Raw genomic sequence first — 17,729 nt, forward strand, 5'->3', positions numbered from 1 at the left:
GAGCCGCAGGCCCGCCGGCGCGAAGGGCTGAAGAATCTTCACGAGCGTGTGGGTCGAATTGCGCACGCCCATCCGCCGACGCAGCGACAGCAGCCGCGCCAGCTTCGGCGCGAGTGTGCCGATGGGGGCGAATGCGATCCGCTGGTTCGCCAGACTCGTTTCGATATCCGCATGCGTCTGGGCGGGTGCGAGGTTCAGATGCGCAAAGATTTCGGCGCTCGTCACGCGGCCAGGGTCCTCCGTCACGCCATGCACCAGCACGGGCACGCCCTCGCGCGCGAGCAGCAATGCCAGCAGCGGCACGAGATTCGGCTGTTTGCGCGCGCCGTTGTAGCTCGGGATCGACACGGCCTGATACGCGCCGTGCTTCACGTTGACGGGCGCAAACGAAGCATGGGCGGCCGCGAGCATGGCGGCCAGTTCGTCGGCGGATTCGCCTTTCACACGGTACGCCAACAGGATCGCGCCCAGTTCCAGGTCGCCGACGCGGCCGTCGAGCATCGCCGTGTAGAGCGCGAGCGTGTCCTCCGGCGTCAGCGCACGCGCGCCGTTGGGGCCGCGGCCGATTTCCTTGATGAATCGGGCGCAGGGCAATGGAGTGGTGTCGGTGAGATCGGTCATCGGGCAAATCAGAATGTGGGGACGGCGGGCAACGACGCTTTGCGCGCGCCGCGAGCGGTGCTACCGGGCGCTACGTTTTCCTTTCGAGTATCGCACGCCGGGTGAGCCTGCAGAATGCGAGCAAATTCATCGCCTGCCACGAACCTTACGGGACGGCTTCAGCGCGCGCCACCTGGCCGTTCGGCCAGGCTACGCGGGAAACGGCGGCGCGCTACACTCATTGCTTCGCCGCATCGGAGCGGCCCAACAAAAGACGGAGAATGGAATGGGTTACGTGTTTGCGCCAGCGCCGGTGACGGCAGTGCCGGTCGTCGGATCGGACGATCAATTCGCAGTGCGCCGTATTTACTGCGTCGGTCGCAATTACGAGGCGCACGCGCGCGAAATGGGCCACGATCCCGACCGCGAACCGCCGTTCTTCTTCGCCAAGCCTGCCGACGCCGTGCTGTATGTCGCGCCGGGCGCCACGGGCGAATTTCCCTATCCGGCGCAGTCGAAGAACGTGCACTTCGAAATGGAACTCGTTGCGGCAATCGGCAAGGCAGGCAAGAACATCTCGGCGGACAGCGCGCTCGATCACGTCTACGGCTACGCGCTCGGTCTCGACATGACGCGCCGCGATCTGCAGGCGGAAGCGAAGAAGCTGGGCCGTCCGTGGGATACGGCAAAGGGCTTCGACCATTCGGCGCCGCTCGGCCCGATCCATCCCGTTTCGAAAGTCGGTCACATCGGCAAGGGCGCGATCTGGCTGTCCGTCAACGGCGAGGAAAAGCAGCGTTCGGACGTGTCGCAACTGATCTGGTCCGTCGCCGAGACGATCGCGTATCTGTCGACGCTGTTCGAACTGCAACCGGGCGATCTGATTTTCACGGGCACACCGGAAGGCGTCGGCGCGATCGTGCAGGGCGATCTGATGAAGGGCGGCGTGGACGGGTTGGGCGAGTTCAGCGTGCGCGTCGTCTGAGCTCGACAACGCCATTCAGGGGGAGCACAACACAATGAAGCTGTACAGCTACTTTCGCAGTTCGGCGTCGTATCGCGTGCGCATCGCGCTGAACCTGAAGAACCTGCCTTACGAGTACCAGCCCGTGCATCTGTTGCGCGACGGCGGCGAGCAGTTCAAGCCCGAGTACTGCAAGCTCAATCACGATGCCGTCGTTCCCACGCTGGTGGACGGAGACCATGTGATCACGCAGTCGCTCGCGATCGTCGAATATCTCGACGAGACGCATCCCGAGCCGCCCCTGCTGCCGTCGAAGCCTATTGATCGCGCGTATGTCCGCTCGATCGTTCAGCAGCTCGCATGCGAGATTCATCCGTTGAACAATCTGCGCGTGCTGAAGTACCTGAAGCGCACCGTGGGCGTGAACGACGAGGTGAAGGACGCGTGGTATCACCACTGGATCAGCTCGGGCTTTGCCGCGCTCGAAGAATATCTCGTCGCGGACGGCCGTGCGGGCAAGCTGTGTTTCGGCGACACGCCTACCATCGCCGATATCTGCCTCGTACCGCAGGTGTTCAACGCGAGCCGGTTCAATGTCGATATGAGCCCGTATCCGACCATCCGGCGCATCTGCGAGCATGCGAACACGCTCGACGCGTTCGCGCGCGCGGAACCGGGCGTGCAGCCCGATGCCGAATGAAGCGCTGAGGCAATGAAGAAAGGGCGTCATGCGAATGCATGACGCCCTTTATATTTCAATCGCTGCCAGCTTCAGAAGACCACAACGTCAACCCAGCAGGGCATCCGAAAACTCTTCGGCGCTGAACGGCTGAAGATCTTCGACCTTTTCACCGACGCCGATAAAGTACACAGGCACAGGGCGTTGCCGCGCGATCGCCGCGAGAATGCCGCCCTTCGCCGTGCCGTCGAGCTTCGTCACGATCAGGCCCGTCAGACCGAGCGCATCGTCGAAAGCCTTCACCTGGGCGAGTGCGTTCTGACCGGTGTTGGCGTCAATGACAAGCAGCACCTCGTGCGGCGCGCCGTCCATCGCTTTGCCGACTACGCGCTTCACCTTGCGCAGTTCTTCCATCAGATGAAGCTGCGTCGGCAGACGGCCGGCCGTGTCCGCCATCACCACGTTGATCTTGCGGGCGCGCGCGGCGCCGACGGCATCGAAAATCACCGCAGCGGGGTCGCCGCTTTCCTGCTGAACGACCGTCACGTTGTTGCGCTGGCCCCAGATCGCGAGCTGTTCGCGCGCGGCGGCGCGGAACGTGTCACCCGCGGCGAGCAGCACCGACTGGTTGAAGTGCTGCATATGCTTCGCGAGCTTGCCGATGCTCGTCGTTTTGCCTGCGCCGTTGACGCCCGCGATCATCATCACGGTCGGCTGGTAATGGCCGAGCGTCAGCGATTTTTCCAGTGGTTTGAGCAACTCGACCAGCAGCGTGCGTAGCGCGCCCTTGACCTGCTGCGGATCGGTGAGTCGCTCCGCGCGCACTTTCTCGCGCAGTGCTTCGAGCAGAAACTCCGTCGCGTCGACGCCAGCGTCGGACATCAGCAGCGCCGTTTCGAGTTCTTCATACAGGTCTTCGTCGATCTTCGCGCCGACGAAGATCCCGGTGATGCTCGAACTGGTCTTCGACAGGCCGCTGCGAAGGCGCGTGAGCCACGAGCGCTTTTCGGCCGCTTCGGGCACGGGCGGCGGGATGATTTCCGCGGCTTCGTCGTCCGCATCTTCGAAGTCGGCGGCGTCGGGGACGTAATCGGGATCGAATTCAGGCGCATCGGCCGAGTCCGGGACGGCTTGCGAACGCGCGGCGGCGGGCGCTTCCGGCGCAGCCCCGTCCTGCATCTCGACGTCGGCGCCGGAATCGGCGTGCGGCGCTTCAGGCGTGTCGTCGGGCGCCTTGGAACCCTTGAATCGTTTGAAAAAGCTGAACATGGTCTGGACTGGAGTGAGATTGCGCCGGATTCCTGCTTTGACCCGGCGACGCGTGGCGACGAACGGCGCGAGCCACGCGACAGTTCGGCGGCGTCCGCATGGCAGCGAATGATGCGAAGCGCTGGAAGCCGCATATTTTATCAGGCGCGTCAGGCCGCGTCGTGAGCGCCGGCACGCGTGCACCGCCGTAGTGAACTTTGACGAAGGCGACTGCGCGCGCGTGTGGTAACGTTGGCGCTCCGGCCCGCGGATCAAGGTTTTCATCGACGATCGGCGGGCGCACGCTCAACACACGAACCGTATGTCCCGTACTTCCCCCTCACGCGCAAAAACCGGTGCGAAAAGCGCGCCTTCCGGCCGTGGCCAGCCACACGCTATCCGCATTATCGGCGGCGACTGGAAGCGTACGCCGCTGCCCGTGATCGACCTCGACGGTCTGCGGCCCACTCCCGACCGTGTCCGCGAAACGCTGTTCAACTGGCTCGGGCAGCGGCTCGACGGCCAGCGCTGTCTCGATCTGTTCGCCGGCAGCGGCGCGCTCGGCTTCGAGGCCGCGTCGCGCGGGGCGGCGCGCGTGCTGATGGTCGAGCGCAACGCGCGCGCGGCGGCGCAACTGCGGGCGAATCAGGCCAAACTGGCAGCAGGCGCAATCGAAATCGCCGAAGCCGACGGGTTGCGTCTTGCCGCGAGCCTCGCGCCCGGCTCGTTCGACGTCGTGTTCCTCGATCCGCCGTTCGGCGAAGATCTGCTCGACCGCGCGCTCGAACTCGCCGCGCCGCTGATCAGCGCGGATGGCTTCCTGTATGTCGAATCCGGAGACTCGCTCGATGCCGCCGGACATGCGGCGCTCGAAGGCTGGACCGTGGTGCGGCAGGGCAAGGCAGGCGCTGTCCACTATCATTTGCTGCAGCGCGAAAATGAGGAATAATGCGCGTTCCATAACAAGCGCCGGGCGGCTTGCCGTTACGCGCGCGGTGTCGTCGTCAGACGAGCCCTGCGGGGCGTGTTCCGGCACGCCTTCTAGTCTGTAGAGAGGAGAAATCCCATGGTTGTCGCCGTGTATCCGGGTACGTTCGATCCGCTCACGCGCGGTCACGAAGACCTCGTGCGTCGTGCATCGAGCATTTTCGACACGCTGGTGGTCGGCGTGGCGGACAGCCGCAACAAGCGGCCCTTCTTTACACTCGAAGAGCGGCTCGAGATCGCGAACGAAGTGCTAGGCCACTATCCGAACGTTCAGGTGATGAGCTTCAAGGGGCTATTGAAGGATTTCGTTCGCGTCAACAATGCGCGCGTGATCGTGCGCGGGCTGCGCGCCGTGTCGGACTTCGAGTACGAGTTTCAGATGGCGGGCATGAACCGCTATCTGCTGCCGGACGTCGAGACCATGTTCATGACGCCGTCCGATCAGTACCAGTTCATCTCGGGCACGATCGTCCGCGAAATCGCCCAACTGGGCGGGGATGTGAGCAAGTTCGTGTTCCCGTCCGTGGAAAAGCGGCTGCAGGACAAGGTTGCCGTGCTCGAAGAGGCGCGCGCCGCCAAGCCGTGATCCTTGTGCGCCTGACACAACGCAACGCACGCGTTGTCCGCGATAACCGGACGCTCAGCGTGGTCTGTTCGTCAGGCGTAAAATTGCGGATTACGGATCGTTAGCCGGCATGTGGAGCATGCGTGCCGGCATGAAGTGAGAACAGCATGGCCCTGATGATTACCGACGAGTGCATCAATTGCGACGTTTGCGAGCCCGAGTGCCCGAACGACGCGATTTCGATGGGCCCGGAAATCTATGTGATCGACCCGAAGAAGTGCACCGAATGCGTTGGCCATTTCGATGAGCCGCAATGCGTGCAGGTATGTCCCGTCGAATGTATTCCGCGCAATCCGGAGCATCTGGAGACGCAGGACCAGTTGATGGAGAAGTACAACGGGCTGCAAGCCGCGAAGAACGCCTGATTCATCCGGAGGCGCATCTGGAAGCATCTGGAAGCGGCGCGCTGTCTAACAGCGCGCCGTTGTTTTGTCGGCGGCGCCTTAGCCGACGTACCCGCCCAACATGTTCTTCAACGCATCCAGCAGCGTGTCGCACTCGGCGTCGGTGCCGATCGAGATGCGCAGATGCTGATCGATGCGCGGCAGCTTGAAATGCCGCACGAAGATTTCCTTTTCCCTGAGTTGTGCCGCCAGCGTCGCGGCGTCATAGCCCTCGTGACGAGCGAACACGAAATTCGCCGACGACGGCACGACTTCGAAACCCAGCGCCGTCAATTGCGCCGTCAGCCGTTCGCGGCTCGCGATGACCTTTTCGGTGGACTCGCGGAACCACGCGTCGTCCTGGTATGCCGCGGTCGCGGCCGCCTGCGCGAGACGGTCTAGCGGATACGAATTGAAGCTGTCCTTCACGCGGTTCAACGCATCGATCAACGCAGCATCGCCGAACGCGAAGCCCACGCGCATTCCCGCAAGCGAGCGCGACTTCGACGTCGTATGCACGACGAGAAGATTCGGATACTTGCCGATCAGCGATACCGCAGATTGCGCGCCGAAGTCCACATATGCTTCGTCGATAACGACGACAGAACTAGGATTCGATGCGACAAGCCGTTCTATGTCCGAAAGCGGCAGCGCGTGGCCAGTCGGCGCATTCGGATTCGGAAAGAGAATGCCGCCATTCGGTTGCGTGTAGTCGTCGATACGGATCTGAAAGGCATCGTCGAGCGGAATCGTCCGGTACGCGACGTCGTAGAGACGCGCGTAGGTCGGATAGAAGCTGTATGTGACGTCCGGAAAGAGAATCGGCTTGTCGTGCTTCAGAAGCGCCTGAAACACCGTGGCGAGCACTTCATCCGAACCGTTGCCCGCAAACACCTGATCCACCTTCATCCCGTGATGCGCGGCGACAGTCTCGCGCAATACGCGCGCCGTCGGATCGGGATAGCGGCGCAGCGACTCGGCGGACTCGCCAAGCTCGTTGCGAATCGCGCTCACCACGGCGGGCGAGGGCGGATACGGATTCTCGTTGGTGTTCAGCTTCACGGGATGCGCGAGCGCGGGCTGCTCGCCCGGCACGTACGGGGTCAAGCGGTGAACGATATCGCTCCAGTAGCGGCTCAAGTTCTGCTCCTCTGTTATCCGTGGCGGCAGGCAGTCACGAATTGCGATGCAACTGCATCATTGCGCGTTCGAGTTCGCCCTTGACGACGGTCGGCATCACCGCGAGCGCGCGTTCGATCGACGCGTCGATCACGTCCTGCTCCTCCCTGCGCGGCGGCTTCAGCACGAAGTTCGCGACGTCGGGCTTCGCGCCCGCACGTGCGCTCTCGGGAATCAGGTCGCGCGGATGACCGATGCCGATGCGCAAGCGCCAGTACTGCTGGGTCGACAGATGCGCGGAGATGTCCTTCAGGCCATTGTGCCCGCCGCTGCCGCCGCCAAGCTTGAGCTTCACGGTGCCGGGCGGCAGATCGAGTTCGTCATGCGCGACGAGAATCTGATCCGGCAGGATCTTGAAGAAATGCGCGAGCGCGACGACCGATTGACCCGAGCGGTTCATGTACGTCTGCGGCTCCAGCAGATGCACTTCCTCGCCATACAGACGCGCTTTCGCATAGAAGCCGTGAAAGCGCCGCTCGTCGCGCAACGTCGCGCCGGCTTCGCGCGCCAGTTGGTCGACGAGCCAGAAGCCGGCGTTGTGCCGCGTCGCGGTGTATTCAGCGCCCGGATTGCCGAGCCCGACGATCAGCTTGATCATGTTCAAGTGGGCCGCGCGGCGTGCCACGCAGCCTGAAAAAACCGAAAAAAAACCCGCCGGGGCGAACCGCGGCGGGTTACGTCGACCGTTCCATTGAAACGGATCGAGAGGATAGCGGCCTTATTCAGCTGCCGGCTTTTCGCCTTCAGCCGACGCTTCTTCCGACTGTGCACCAGCGGGAACCGGCGCCGAAACGATCACCGGGTTTTCTGCAACGAGGTGCGCAACCAGTGCGACGCCAGCCGGCAGAACGATGTCCGTTGCATGCAGCGATTGACCCGCTTCGATCTTCACCAGATCGACTTCGATGAACTCCGGCAGAGCGCCCGGCAGGCATTCGATTTCGATTTCGTTGATGACGTGCGAGATGATCGCGCCGCCCAGCTTCACAGCCGGGTTGCTTTCCTGATTCATGAAGTGCAGCGGCACCTTCGTGTGCAGCTTCTTCTTCGCGTCGACGCGCTGGAAGTCCACGTGCAGGATGATCTGACGGAACGGGTGGTATTGCACGTCGCGCAGCAGAACCTGTTGCGACTTGCCTGCCACTTCCAGGTCGAGGATCGACGAGTGGAATGCTTCTTTCTTCAGAGCGTGCCACAGCGCGTTGTGATCGAGTTCGATCAGTTGCGGTTCGCCAGCGCCGTACACGATGCCCGGGGCCTTGCCCGAGTTACGCAGGCGGCGGCTCGCACCCGTACCTTGCAAATTACGCTCGAAAGCGACTACTTTCATTTGAATCTCCATTATCTGCCCGCGACCAGGCAGTAAAACGGGCCTTGCTACCCGTGACGGGCTGAAGACCCAGACAAACCGGCATGAACCTTCGTTCGTTCACGCCAAATGCAAAAACGCCGCATTCGTCATGCGGCGCCTTCGCGAATACGTTTAGCCTTCCGCGAACAGCGACATCACCGAGTCGCCGCGACGGATACGCGAGAACGTCTCTGCCAGCAGACCCGCGCTGGTCAGCGAACGGATCTTTGCGCACGAGCGGGCTTCTTCGCTGAGCGGGATCGTGTCGGTGACGACGAGTTCGTCGAGCGCCGATGCAGCGATGCGCGGACCAGCGCCACCCGACAGAACCGGGTGAGTGGCGTAAGCGAACACCTTCGTCGCGCCGCGTTCTTTCAGCACTTGCGCTGCCTTGCAGAGCGTGCCCGCCGTGTCGACCATGTCGTCCATGATCACGCAGGTACGGCCGTCGACTTCACCGATGATGTTCATCACTTCGGCGACGTTCGCCTTCGGACGACGCTTATCGATGATGGCGAGATCGCAGTTCAGTTGCTTGGCCAGCGCACGCGCGCGAACCACGCCGCCGACGTCCGGCGACACGACCAGCAGGTTCTCGTGATTCTGCTTGCGCAGATCGCCGAGCAGCACGGGCGTGGCGTAGATGTTGTCGACGGGGATGTCGAAGAAACCTTGAATCTGGTCAGCGTGCAGATCCATCGTGATGATCCGCTCGACGCCAGCGATTTCCAGCATGTTCGCCACGACCTTCGCCGAGATGGCAACGCGCGCCGAACGCGGGCGTCGATCTTGACGGGCATAGCCGAAGTAGGGGATGGCTGCGGTGATCCGGCCTGCGGATGCGCGCTTGAGCGCATCGACCATGATCATCAGTTCCATCAGATTGTCGTTGGTCGGCGCGCAGGTGGACTGAAGGACGAAGACGTCCTTGCCACGCACGTTTTCCTGAATCTCGACCTGGATCTCACCGTCCGAGAAACGGGAAACCATTGCTTTGCCGAGGGGGATACCGAGGATTTTGACGACTTCCTGTGCAAGCGCGGGATTTGCGTTGCCAGTAAAAACCATCAGGCCGTCATGGCTGCTCATCATGCACCTGCTTCAGGCTGTGGGAGGCGAGGAACTGCGAGAAATTTTGGCAGGGGAGGAAGGACTCGAACCCTCGAATGCCGGAATCAAAATCCGGTGCCTTAACCAACTTGGCGACTCCCCTACACTAACTTTGAGCTTCACTGAACGTGTAGGCCATTCAGTGCCGCGAAACTTATGCCGCGAAAGTAAAGAGTGGATGCGTATCCAGACTTGCCGTCACTGCGCTGTTCCATTCGACTGGCAGTTTGGCTTGCGCCGCAACTGCTTCATCTTTACTACGGAACGCTGCAAAAACGCTTGCGCCTGATCCCGTCATCCGCGCCGGCGCGATGTTATCAAACCATCTAAGCACCTGCGCAACTTCCGCGTATTTTCCCACGACAACTTGTTGCATGTCATTCCGGCCGAAGCTATCAGGCCATTCTGCGTTGCAACTTTGCTGTGCAAGAAAGTCCGTAATTATGAGAGCCTTTGTATCTCTTGTCAACGCTTTTTCTGAAAAAATTGCTGACGTTGGAACATGAACTCTCGGTGTCACCACCAGAAAGTGGCGCGGCGGCAATTGTACATGCTCAAGTGCTTCTCCGACACCCTCCGCGAATGCATTTTTTCCAAAAACAAAAAACGGCACGTCGGCGCCGAGTTTCAATGCGAGTGCCTGAAGCTCCGCACGCGGCAGATCGAGCTTCCACAGACGGTTCAGCGCGAGCAGCGTCGTCGCCGCGTCGGAACTGCCGCCGCCAAGGCCTGCGCCCATCGGCAGTACTTTGTCGATCTCGATGTTCACGCCGAGGCGCGTGCCCGTGTGTTCCTTCAGCAGCTTTGCGGCGCGCACGGTGAGGTCGGTATCGGCGGGAACGTCGGCGATGTCGGTGCCGCGCGTGATCGCGCCGTCGTCGCGACGCGTGAAGTGCAGCGTGTCGCCCCAGTCGAGCAACTGGAACACCGTCTGCAGTGCGTGATATCCGTTCGGCAGACGGCCGGTGATGTGCAGGAAGAGGTTCAGCTTCGCTGGAGCGAGACAGTCGCGCAGCGAGTCGTTCGTTTCGATCATGAGTCTTTGCAAGGCGCGCGTGCGGGTTACTGGTCGAGCACGAGCTTGATGTCGAGCGGTGGTTCGGTGCGCGCGAGATTCACGCGCTTCACGCCCGCTGCGGGCGCATCGGCATAGGCGATATAGTCGATCGTCCAGCCGTCCTGTTGAATCTCCTTCAGACGCGTTTCCTGCTGCGGATCTTTCTCGGTCGTCGCCTTCGATGTCGGCGCAACCGATGGCTGCAGCCAGTAACGCAGCCCTTCGACAGGCAGCGCGAAGCCCAGCGCGTTCTGCATCAGCGTGGAGACGTTATCGGCCGTCAGCGGCTGGCGGTTCGGCAGTTCGAGCGTGGCGGCCGACGGCGACGACGTGACGATCGCCATTGTCTGTCCAAGCGGGTTGCGCAGCTGCAGCGTGACAGTATCGCCACGTTCCTGCCAGTCGAAATTGCCATAGGCGTTACGCTGCTGCCCGTTCTGGTCGACGTACTGGACGGCAAAGCGACCGTGATACGCGCGGCTCGTCTGCGCGGTGACGGCAGTCGCGGCATTCGACGTGGAAGGACCTTGCGGCTTGACGGATGCGCAGCCCGACAAGGCGACGATGGCTGCGGCTGCGAGACCCAGCGCCGCGCGGCGCGGCGCCGGAGAAGAAAACACAGGAAAAGAAAAATGCATCAGAGATCGTTCACCTGAAAACGTTTGAGCGTTTTGACGAGCGTATCGTTGTCGGGTTCGAGCTTGCGGGCATCACGCCATGCAGCGCGCGCCTGATCCTGATCGCCGCTCTTCCACAGCACTTCGCCCAGATGCGCGCCGATTTCGGCGTTGGGTTGCAGATCGTAGGCCTTGCGCAGTACGCGGATCGCATCCGACGTATCGCCGAGCCGGTACTTGACCCAACCGACACTGTCCATGATGAACGCGTCGTTCGGCGACAGCGCCAGCGCCTTCTCGACCAGCTTGTCCGCTTCCTGCAGACGCTGGTTGCGGTCCGCGAGCGAATAGCCGAGCGCGTTATACGCCTGCGCGTTGTCGGGTTGCGTGCGCATCAGCTTGCGCAGCTGCGTTTCCATTACGTCGAAATGGCCGTTCTTCTCGGCAGCCATCGCGTAGTCGTACGTGAGATCGGGGTCGTCGGGGAAATCGGTGGTGGCCTGGGCGAGGCGCGCTTCAGCCTCCGGATAGCGCTTCGCATCGAACAGGATCGCCGCGTCGGTGCGTGCGATCAGCGCCTGCTCATGCGGGTCCTGCGTGCGAATGCCGGCGAGCAGCTTGCGCGCGTCATCGGATTTGCCGTCTCTTTGCAGCAGTTGCGCGCGGGTGATCTGCGCGGGAATGTATTGGGTGCTCGTGGCGGGAATCTTGTCCAGCCAGCGGTTCGCGCCTGCCGTATCTTTCTGTTCAAGCGACAACTGCGCGAGATAGATATACGCCTGGCCCGGATCGGCGCCCGGCGTCTTCTCGGCCTTTTGCGCATATTGCTGCAGATAGTTCTGCGCTTCGGGCAGGTTCTTCTGCTGGATCTTGATGAGCGCGAGCGCCATCAGCAGCGTCAGATCGTTCGGGTTGTCCTTCTGCATGAACTCGAACTGTTTCTGCGCGTCGTCGAGGCGGTCGCTGGCCAGATACATTTGCGCGAGCGCAAGGCGGGCCTCGTGCGACTTCGGATTCGCCTGCACGTACTTCTCGATCGACGCGATGCCTTCCTTGCGCTCCTCCGGCCCCATCTGCGACAGCATCAATGCCGCGGGCAGATAGTCGGGCTTCAGCTTGAGCGCCTGTTCGAGCGATTTGCGCGCGCCGGGCGCATCGTCGGCAATGAGTTGCTGACGCGCGATCGCGAATTGCGCTTCGGGGCGGTTCAGGTCGTTCGCGACGAGATCCTGCAGCACGTGCAGGCCGCCGATCCGGTTCGGTCCGCGCGAGATCAGAAGTTGCAGCGCGAGAATGCCGTTGCCGCGGTTTTCAGGCGGAATCTTCGCGAGTTCCTTCGCGAGCATCGGCTTCGCGTCGTCAGGCTTGCCCGACAACACGAGCAGCGACGCATCCAGTTGCGCGGCGCGTTCCGATTGCGGCGCATACTGTTGCCACAATTGCGCAGCCGTCAGCGCATCCGACGGACTCTGCGCGGCCAGTGCGATTTCAGTCGCGCGCTGCGCCATGCGCGGGTCGTGCGTGTCACGCGCGAGCGAGAGGTAGGTCTGATACGCGGGCGCGGGTTGATTGCGCTGCAGCGCGACTTCTGCCGCGAGTACCTGGAACACAATCTGGCTCGTCAGCGCGACGCTGGGCAGATTGGCTTTTTCGTCGGCGGAATCCGGGCCGAAAGCATCTTGCACGGAGACGGTGTTGTCATCCGCATCGGGCGATTGATCCTGCGCATGCGCGGGCAATGCGCCGAGCGCCCAGACAGCCAGCACGGCCACACCCAGCAGCCGGCGTGCGGAAACAGCGTGCGGCACGCCGTTCGCACCGGTCCGGCGCTTCAAAAACTGCTTAACGATGGACAGGTTCATACATATCCGTTCAATGTTTCAGTCGATTGTAACGCGCTCGCTACAATAAGCGCATAACCGCGGACGCAAGTAGCAGACCAGTCGCGGCCATTCGCGCCCATAAAGGGCGTGTGGCCGTCGAGGCGCAATCTGCCGCTTGCAACACGCCTTGTTCGGCGGGACGCCGGAAGGGCCATTCGCCGCGTCGTGCTCCTTGTGGATACGTCCAGTATCCACTTCGTTCCATTTTTTGCGCCCGATCACTCCGACGGTGAGCGCAAGCCGGTTGTTAGCGATATCAGGTCTCAACACATGCCAGAGTTACCAGAAGTCGAGGTTACCCGACGCGGAATCGAGCCGTATGTAGCCGGACAGCGTGTCAAGCGAGTCGACGTGCGCACGCCGGCACTGCGCTGGCCGATTCCGCCAGGTTTCGCACGTCTGCTGCAGGGCCGGCTGGTCCACAAGGTAGCGCGGCGCGGCAAGTACCTGCTGTTCGAGATCGACGAAGGCTGGTTCATCGTGCATCTCGGCATGACGGGGACGCTCAGGGTGCTGCGCAACGTGCCGCATCCGCCGGCCGCTGCGAAGCACGATCATGTCGACTGGGTGTTCGACGACTTCATTTTGCGCTTCCGCGATCCGCGCCGCTTTGGCGCTGTGTTATGGCACACGCGCTCGGCAGGCGACGTTCTCGAACATCCGTTGCTGGCGGATCTGGGCGTCGAGCCGTTCGCACCGTCGTTCTCCGGCGCGCTGCTGCATCGAAAGACGCGCGGGCGGAAGATTTCGGTGAAGCAGGCGCTGCTTGCGGGCGATATCGTCGTCGGCGTGGGCAACATTTACGCATCTGAAAGCCTGTTTCGCGCGGGTATCCGGCCGACCACGGCCGCCGGCCGGATCTCGTCCGTTCGTTACGGTCTGCTTGCAGACGCCGTGCGCATCACGCTTGCCGCCGCGATCGAGAAGGGCGGCAGCACGTTGCGCGACTTCGTCGGCAGCAACGGCGAAAGCGGCTACTTCCAGCTCGACTATTTCGTCTATGATCGCGCGGGTCTGCCATGCCGCGTATGCGGCACGCCGATCAAACAGATCGTGCAGGGGCAACGCTCCACTTACTACTGTCCGACCTGCCAACGCTGATCCGTTCATGTCCGTTCCCGCTTCCTCGACTGTTTTTCCCAGGATACCAACGCTGTCCGATTTCTCTGTGCGCCTGATCGCATGGCAGCGCGAACACGGCCGTCACGACCTGCCGTGGCAAAACACGCGCGATCCATATCGGATCTGGCTGTCCGAAATCATGCTGCAGCAGACGCAGGTGTCGACGGTGATCCCGTACTACGCGCGCTTTCTCGCGCGTTTTCCGGATGTTGCCGCCCTCGCCGCCGCACCCGCCGACGACGTGATGACGCTGTGGGCCGGCCTTGGCTACTACACGCGCGCGCGCAATCTGCATCGCTGCGCGCAGGTCGTCGTCGAGCAGCACGGCGGGCGGTTTCCCGAGAGCGTGGAAGCGCTGGCGGAGTTGCCGGGTATCGGACGATCAACAGCGGCCGCGATTGCATCGTTCGCATTCGGCGCGCGCGCGACGATTCTCGACGGCAACGTGAAGCGCGTGCTTGCGCGCGTGTTCGGCGTCGAAGGTTTTCCGGGCGAGAAGAAAGTCGAGAACGGGATGTGGCTGCTGGCGGAGTCGCTGCTGCCCGTGAATGCGACCGACGACGACATCAGCGCCTACACGCAGGGGCTGATGGATTTCGGCGCGACCCTGTGTGCGCGCGGCAAACCAGATTGCGTGCGCTGTCCGTTTGCGGTCGATTGCGTGGCGAACGTGACGGGCCGTCAGCGCGAACTACCGGCGGCGCGCCCGAAGAAAACGGTGCCGACGCGCCGCACGTGGATGCTGCTGCTGCGCGACGGCGACACGGTGATGCTCGAAAAACGCCCGCCGTCGGGCATCTGGGGCGGCTTGTGGAGCCTGCCGGAAGCAGCGGATGAAGCGGCGCTCGTGCAACTCGCGCGCGACTTCGGCGCGACAGCAGACGTGTCGCCGCTCGCGCCGCTCACGCATGTGTTCACGCACTTCAGGCTCGACATCGAGCCGCGCATCGCGGAGTTCGACCATGCGGCGACAGTCGCGAGCGCGCGCGACGCCGACACCGTATGGATCTCGCTGAACGAACTGGACGCGTATGGCGTGCCCGCGCCCGTGCGCAAGCTGCTCGAAGCCCTGCAGGGCTCGCTGATCTGAACGCCGGCGCTACAGCAGCTGATGCTGCTGCATGTAGTGATGCACGATGTCGATCCGTGCCCCGGCGTCCTGCAGTTCCATCAGCTTTTGCCGCGCCTTCAGCGCGACAGGCAGCACTTCGGACAGGCGGTTCGACACCCATGTCGGATCGTCGAGCCTGAACGGCTCGAGGAACGGCAGGCTCTCGGCGTCGCGCTCGCGGATCGTCGCGATGATGCGCTCGAGCACTTCCGCGCACGCGCCGAACTTTTCCATGTAATGGGTGCCTTCGAGCGGGACGTCGCTGCCGATCAACTCGGCCATCCCGACCAGCAACCCGCCTGATTCAACGCGATGCGACAGCAGCCGGAAACGCTCGGTGCCGCGCGCGCGAATCAGCAGCATGCCGAACTCGTCGACATCGCAAACGTCGATTTCCGCGAGACAACCGACGCTCTCCGGCACGGACGGCTCATCGGGCTGCGCGACTTCGCCGCCGCTTTTCAGCAGACACACGCCGAACGACGTGTGGTCGCGCAGACAGTCGCGCGCCATGTCGAGATAGCGTGCCTCGAAGATCTTCAGCGGCAGCAGTCCATCGGGAAAGAGGACGGTGTGCAAAGGAAACAGCGGCACATCGGCAAGCACGGACGGTGTAGAGGACATGGCGCAACGCTTCGGTTAGGGCCGCCGCTGCGAGCGACGGCCGGTCGGGCCACCATCGGATAACTCAGGCGACCAGTTTCGATGAGTCGTCGACGTTGATCGGCGCATCGCGATGCCGCACTAACACGTTTGCTTCGCTCGCGAAACGCGCGGCAAGCGTTTCGGCGATGAATACCGAGCGGTGCTGTCCGCCCGTACAACCGATTGCAACGGTGAGATAACTGCGATTGTCGTCGCGGAAATGCGGCAGCCATTTCTGCAGAAACGACTCGATGTCGCCGATCATCTGTTGAACGACGGGCAGTGCATCGAGGAAATCAATGACAGGCTTGTCGAGTCCCGTCAGCGGACGCAGTTCGCGGTCGTAGTAAGGGTTCGGCAGGGTGCGCACGTCGAACACGAAGTCGGCGTCGAGCGGCACGCCGCGCTTGAAGCCGAACGACTCGAACATCAGCGCCAGCCCAGTGTGCTCCTGCTCGATGAAACGCTTGACCCACGCGCGTAAAACGTTTGCCCGCAAGTTGCTGGTATCGATCTGATGGCCGAATTCGGCGAGGCCCGCGACCAGTTCGCGCTCGCGCTCGATCGCTTCGGCAAGCGACGTCAATACGCCGACGTCGGCATCGTGTGCGGGCGACCCCGACAGCGGATGGCGGCGGCGTGTTTCGGAAAAGCGTTGGATCAGTGCCTGCGTGCTGGCGTTCAGGAACAGCACGCGCACATCGTGCTGACCGGCGAGATCGCGGATCATTTGCGGCATGTCGTCGAGCGAGGCGCCCGAGCGCGCGTCGATCGCCACCGCTAGCCGGTCCTGGCCATCGCCCGCGAGGTACGCGGCGAGTTCGGGTAAAAAGCGCGGCGGCAAATTGTCGACGCAGTAGTAGCCCGCGTCTTCGAGCGCGTTCAAAGCGACAGACTTGCCGGAGCCGGAGATACCGGTGATCAGGATAATGCGCATGGAGTCGTGGAATCCGTTGGGTTCATCATAGCATCCGGTGTCACCCGCTGTGCCGCCGCGGCTTTGCGCCCATTACGTCAGATCAGCTTGCCGGGAAACTGGCTGTCGGGGTCCTGCATGGCGAGGCGCTGACGATCCATGAAGTCGCGGAGCGTGTCGATACCGCGCAGTTGCAGGATCGTGTTGCGTACGGCCGCCTCGACCAGCACGGCGAGATTTCGGCCGGCCGCCACCTGGATCGTAACCTTGCTGATGGGCAGGCCGAGCACATCGACGGTCTGGCTCTCGAGCGGCAGGCGCTGGAATTCGCCGTCCGGACGGCGTACTAGCTGGACGATCAGCTTCAGCTTCATTTTCCGGCGCACGGCCGTTTCACCGAAGATCGTCTTGATGTCGAGCAGGCCGAGGCCGCGCACTTCGAGCAGATTCTGCAGCAGCGGCGGGCAGCGTCCTTCGACGAAATCCGGGCCGAGGCGCACGAAGTCAACGGCGTCGTCGGCGACCAGACCGTGGCCGCGCGAGATCAGTTCGAGGCCGAGTTCGCTCTTGCCCAGGCCCGAGTCGCCCGTGAGCAGCACGCCCATGCCGAGAATGTCGAGAAACACGCCGTGCAGCGTTGCACGCGGCGCAAGGATGCGCGACATGTAGAGCCGCAAACTGTCGATCACCGCAGCGGGCGACATCGGCGTGGTGAACAGCGGCGTCGACGAGCGCGTGCATCGCAGGACCAGTTCCGGCGGCGCGGCGACGCCGCCCGCGACAACCAGGAACGGCGGCTCGAGCGCGATCAGCTCGGCCATGTGGCGCGAGCGGTCTTCGTCGGATTGACGCTGGTAGTAGTTGGTTTCGGCTTCGCCGAGCACCTGGATCCGGTTCGGGTGGATCAGGTTAAGGTGGCCGACGAGGTCGGCGCTGGACGTTGCAGTCGCAACCGTTTCCGCCGAGAAGCCGCGCTCCCAGCCCTCATGCCCCGTCAGCCAGCTGAGTTTCAGCGCGGCGGCGTTGTCGTCGAAAATGCTTTGGGCGTTGATGCTGGACGTATCCATGAATCCCTGACTCCCTGACCTCGTATGTGCCGCTAGGGTGCTGCTGGCGTTCTGGTCTGCCGCCCGCCTGCTGCGCGTCGGCTGTTGCCGGTGCGCTGTTGCCAGCGCTGCGACGGCGTGCACGGAACATGTTCGGCTCGCGGCGATGCGGGTTTGCCGGACTTCGCCGCAAGCCTCGAATCAAA

At 62.8% G+C, this 17,729-nt stretch carries 19 protein-coding genes and 1 tRNA gene; 7 read left to right on the forward strand and 13 right to left on the reverse strand.

Going from position 1 to position 17,729, the window contains the following annotated elements; all coding sequences use genetic code 11:
- A partial coding sequence (gene ybiB, locus KFO72_RS17290; RefSeq protein WP_225032661.1) for a DNA-binding protein YbiB occupies positions 1 to 621 on the reverse strand: 621 nt, incomplete at its 3' end.
- A 265-nt stretch (positions 622 to 886) separates the two neighbouring features.
- On the opposite strand from ybiB, the gene KFO72_RS17295 reads away from it, so the two are divergent.
- Together KFO72_RS17295 and maiA are read left to right on the forward strand one after the other, a co-directional pair.
- Positions 887 to 1,585 carry a fumarylacetoacetate hydrolase family protein gene (locus KFO72_RS17295; protein ID WP_107200747.1) on the forward strand — a complete coding sequence of 233 codons (699 nt, stop codon included), beginning with the start codon at positions 887 to 889 and terminating at the stop codon, positions 1,583 to 1,585.
- A 34-nt stretch (positions 1,586 to 1,619) separates the two neighbouring features.
- Positions 1,620 to 2,264, forward strand: coding sequence for a maleylacetoacetate isomerase (gene maiA / locus KFO72_RS17300; RefSeq protein ID WP_225032662.1), 645 nt, complete (start codon positions 1,620 to 1,622; stop codon positions 2,262 to 2,264).
- 87 nt (positions 2,265 to 2,351) lie between these two features.
- Here the strand turns inward: maiA and ftsY are convergent, their stop codons facing one another.
- Positions 2,352 to 3,512, reverse strand: a complete 1,161-nt coding sequence (gene ftsY / locus KFO72_RS17305; protein ID WP_107200749.1) for a signal recognition particle-docking protein FtsY — start codon at positions 3,510 to 3,512, stop codon at positions 2,352 to 2,354.
- Positions 3,513 to 3,813: 301 nt separating this feature from the next.
- Here ftsY and rsmD point away from each other — a divergent pair, with 301 nt between their 5' ends.
- The 3 genes from rsmD to KFO72_RS17320 all read left to right on the forward strand — a co-directional run bounded on the left by rsmD (position 3,814) and on the right by KFO72_RS17320 (position 5,468).
- Entirely contained in the window at positions 3,814 to 4,440 is a 627-nt protein-coding gene (gene rsmD, locus KFO72_RS17310; protein ID WP_060599305.1) for a 16S rRNA (guanine(966)-N(2))-methyltransferase RsmD, read from the forward strand.
- Positions 4,441 to 4,557: 117 nt separating this feature from the next.
- Complete coding sequence (gene coaD, locus KFO72_RS17315) at positions 4,558 to 5,064, forward strand: pantetheine-phosphate adenylyltransferase (protein WP_054929647.1); 507 nt, start codon at positions 4,558 to 4,560, stop codon at positions 5,062 to 5,064.
- Between the two features lie 146 nt (positions 5,065 to 5,210).
- Positions 5,211 to 5,468, forward strand: coding sequence for a YfhL family 4Fe-4S dicluster ferredoxin (locus KFO72_RS17320; RefSeq protein ID WP_054929648.1), 258 nt, complete (start codon positions 5,211 to 5,213; stop codon positions 5,466 to 5,468).
- A 78-nt stretch (positions 5,469 to 5,546) separates the two neighbouring features.
- On the opposite strand, the gene hisC is transcribed toward KFO72_RS17320, so the two are convergent.
- The 8 genes from hisC to KFO72_RS17360 all read right to left on the reverse strand — a co-directional run bounded on the left by hisC (position 5,547) and on the right by KFO72_RS17360 (position 12,662).
- Positions 5,547 to 6,626, reverse strand: a complete 1,080-nt coding sequence (hisC, locus tag KFO72_RS17325; RefSeq protein WP_225032663.1) for a histidinol-phosphate transaminase — start codon at positions 6,624 to 6,626, stop codon at positions 5,547 to 5,549.
- Between the two features lie 34 nt (positions 6,627 to 6,660).
- Positions 6,661 to 7,263 (reverse strand): aminoacyl-tRNA hydrolase, encoded by a 603-nt coding sequence (pth, locus tag KFO72_RS17330; protein WP_035986745.1) that lies wholly within the window; start codon positions 7,261 to 7,263, stop codon positions 6,661 to 6,663.
- A 120-nt stretch (positions 7,264 to 7,383) separates the two neighbouring features.
- Positions 7,384 to 7,995, reverse strand: coding sequence for a 50S ribosomal protein L25/general stress protein Ctc (locus KFO72_RS17335; protein WP_054929714.1), 612 nt, complete (start codon positions 7,993 to 7,995; stop codon positions 7,384 to 7,386).
- A 153-nt stretch (positions 7,996 to 8,148) separates the two neighbouring features.
- Complete coding sequence (locus KFO72_RS17340; protein ID WP_035987628.1) at positions 8,149 to 9,105, reverse strand: ribose-phosphate pyrophosphokinase; 957 nt, start codon at positions 9,103 to 9,105, stop codon at positions 8,149 to 8,151.
- A gap of 47 nt (positions 9,106 to 9,152) precedes the next feature.
- Positions 9,153 to 9,229: transfer RNA gene (locus KFO72_RS17345), tRNA-Gln, on the reverse strand.
- A gap of 51 nt (positions 9,230 to 9,280) precedes the next feature.
- Positions 9,281 to 10,162: a 4-(cytidine 5'-diphospho)-2-C-methyl-D-erythritol kinase gene (gene ispE / locus KFO72_RS17350; RefSeq protein ID WP_054929651.1), complete on the reverse strand. Its 882-nt coding sequence runs from the start codon at positions 10,160 to 10,162 to the stop codon at positions 9,281 to 9,283.
- Between the two features lie 26 nt (positions 10,163 to 10,188).
- Complete coding sequence (gene lolB / locus KFO72_RS17355) at positions 10,189 to 10,821, reverse strand: lipoprotein insertase outer membrane protein LolB (RefSeq protein WP_054929652.1); 633 nt, start codon at positions 10,819 to 10,821, stop codon at positions 10,189 to 10,191.
- Positions 10,821 to 12,662, reverse strand: a complete 1,842-nt coding sequence (locus KFO72_RS17360; RefSeq protein WP_225032664.1) for a tetratricopeptide repeat protein — start codon at positions 12,660 to 12,662, stop codon at positions 10,821 to 10,823. Before KFO72_RS17360 ends, lolB begins: the two co-directional genes overlap by 1 nt.
- A gap of 291 nt (positions 12,663 to 12,953) precedes the next feature.
- Between KFO72_RS17360 and mutM the strand changes: the two genes are divergently transcribed.
- Together mutM and mutY are read left to right on the forward strand one after the other, a co-directional pair.
- The gene (gene mutM, locus KFO72_RS17365; protein ID WP_054929654.1) at positions 12,954 to 13,784 is read left to right on the forward strand and encodes a bifunctional DNA-formamidopyrimidine glycosylase/DNA-(apurinic or apyrimidinic site) lyase; all 831 of its coding nucleotides are present in this window, start codon (positions 12,954 to 12,956) and stop codon (positions 13,782 to 13,784) included.
- Between the two features lie 7 nt (positions 13,785 to 13,791).
- Positions 13,792 to 14,895: an A/G-specific adenine glycosylase gene (gene mutY / locus KFO72_RS17370; protein WP_107200753.1), complete on the forward strand. Its 1,104-nt coding sequence runs from the start codon at positions 13,792 to 13,794 to the stop codon at positions 14,893 to 14,895.
- Positions 14,896 to 14,904: 9 nt separating this feature from the next.
- On the opposite strand, the gene KFO72_RS17375 is transcribed toward mutY, so the two are convergent.
- The 3 genes from KFO72_RS17375 to hprK form a co-directional block, all read right to left on the reverse strand.
- Positions 14,905 to 15,540 (reverse strand): LON peptidase substrate-binding domain-containing protein, encoded by a 636-nt coding sequence (locus KFO72_RS17375; RefSeq protein ID WP_054929655.1) that lies wholly within the window; start codon positions 15,538 to 15,540, stop codon positions 14,905 to 14,907.
- Positions 15,541 to 15,604: 64 nt separating this feature from the next.
- On the reverse strand, positions 15,605 to 16,498 hold the full coding sequence (rapZ, locus tag KFO72_RS17380) for an RNase adapter RapZ (RefSeq protein ID WP_060599302.1): 894 nt from the start codon (positions 16,496 to 16,498) through the stop codon (positions 15,605 to 15,607).
- 77 nt (positions 16,499 to 16,575) lie between these two features.
- Positions 16,576 to 17,544 carry an HPr(Ser) kinase/phosphatase gene (gene hprK, locus KFO72_RS17385; RefSeq protein WP_007579699.1) on the reverse strand — a complete coding sequence of 323 codons (969 nt, stop codon included), beginning with the start codon at positions 17,542 to 17,544 and terminating at the stop codon, positions 16,576 to 16,578.
- Positions 17,545 to 17,729: the final 185 nt, after the last annotated feature.

Source organism: Paraburkholderia sp. XV (assembly GCF_020177535.1).
GTDB lineage: Bacteria > Pseudomonadota > Gammaproteobacteria > Burkholderiales > Burkholderiaceae > Paraburkholderia > Paraburkholderia caribensis.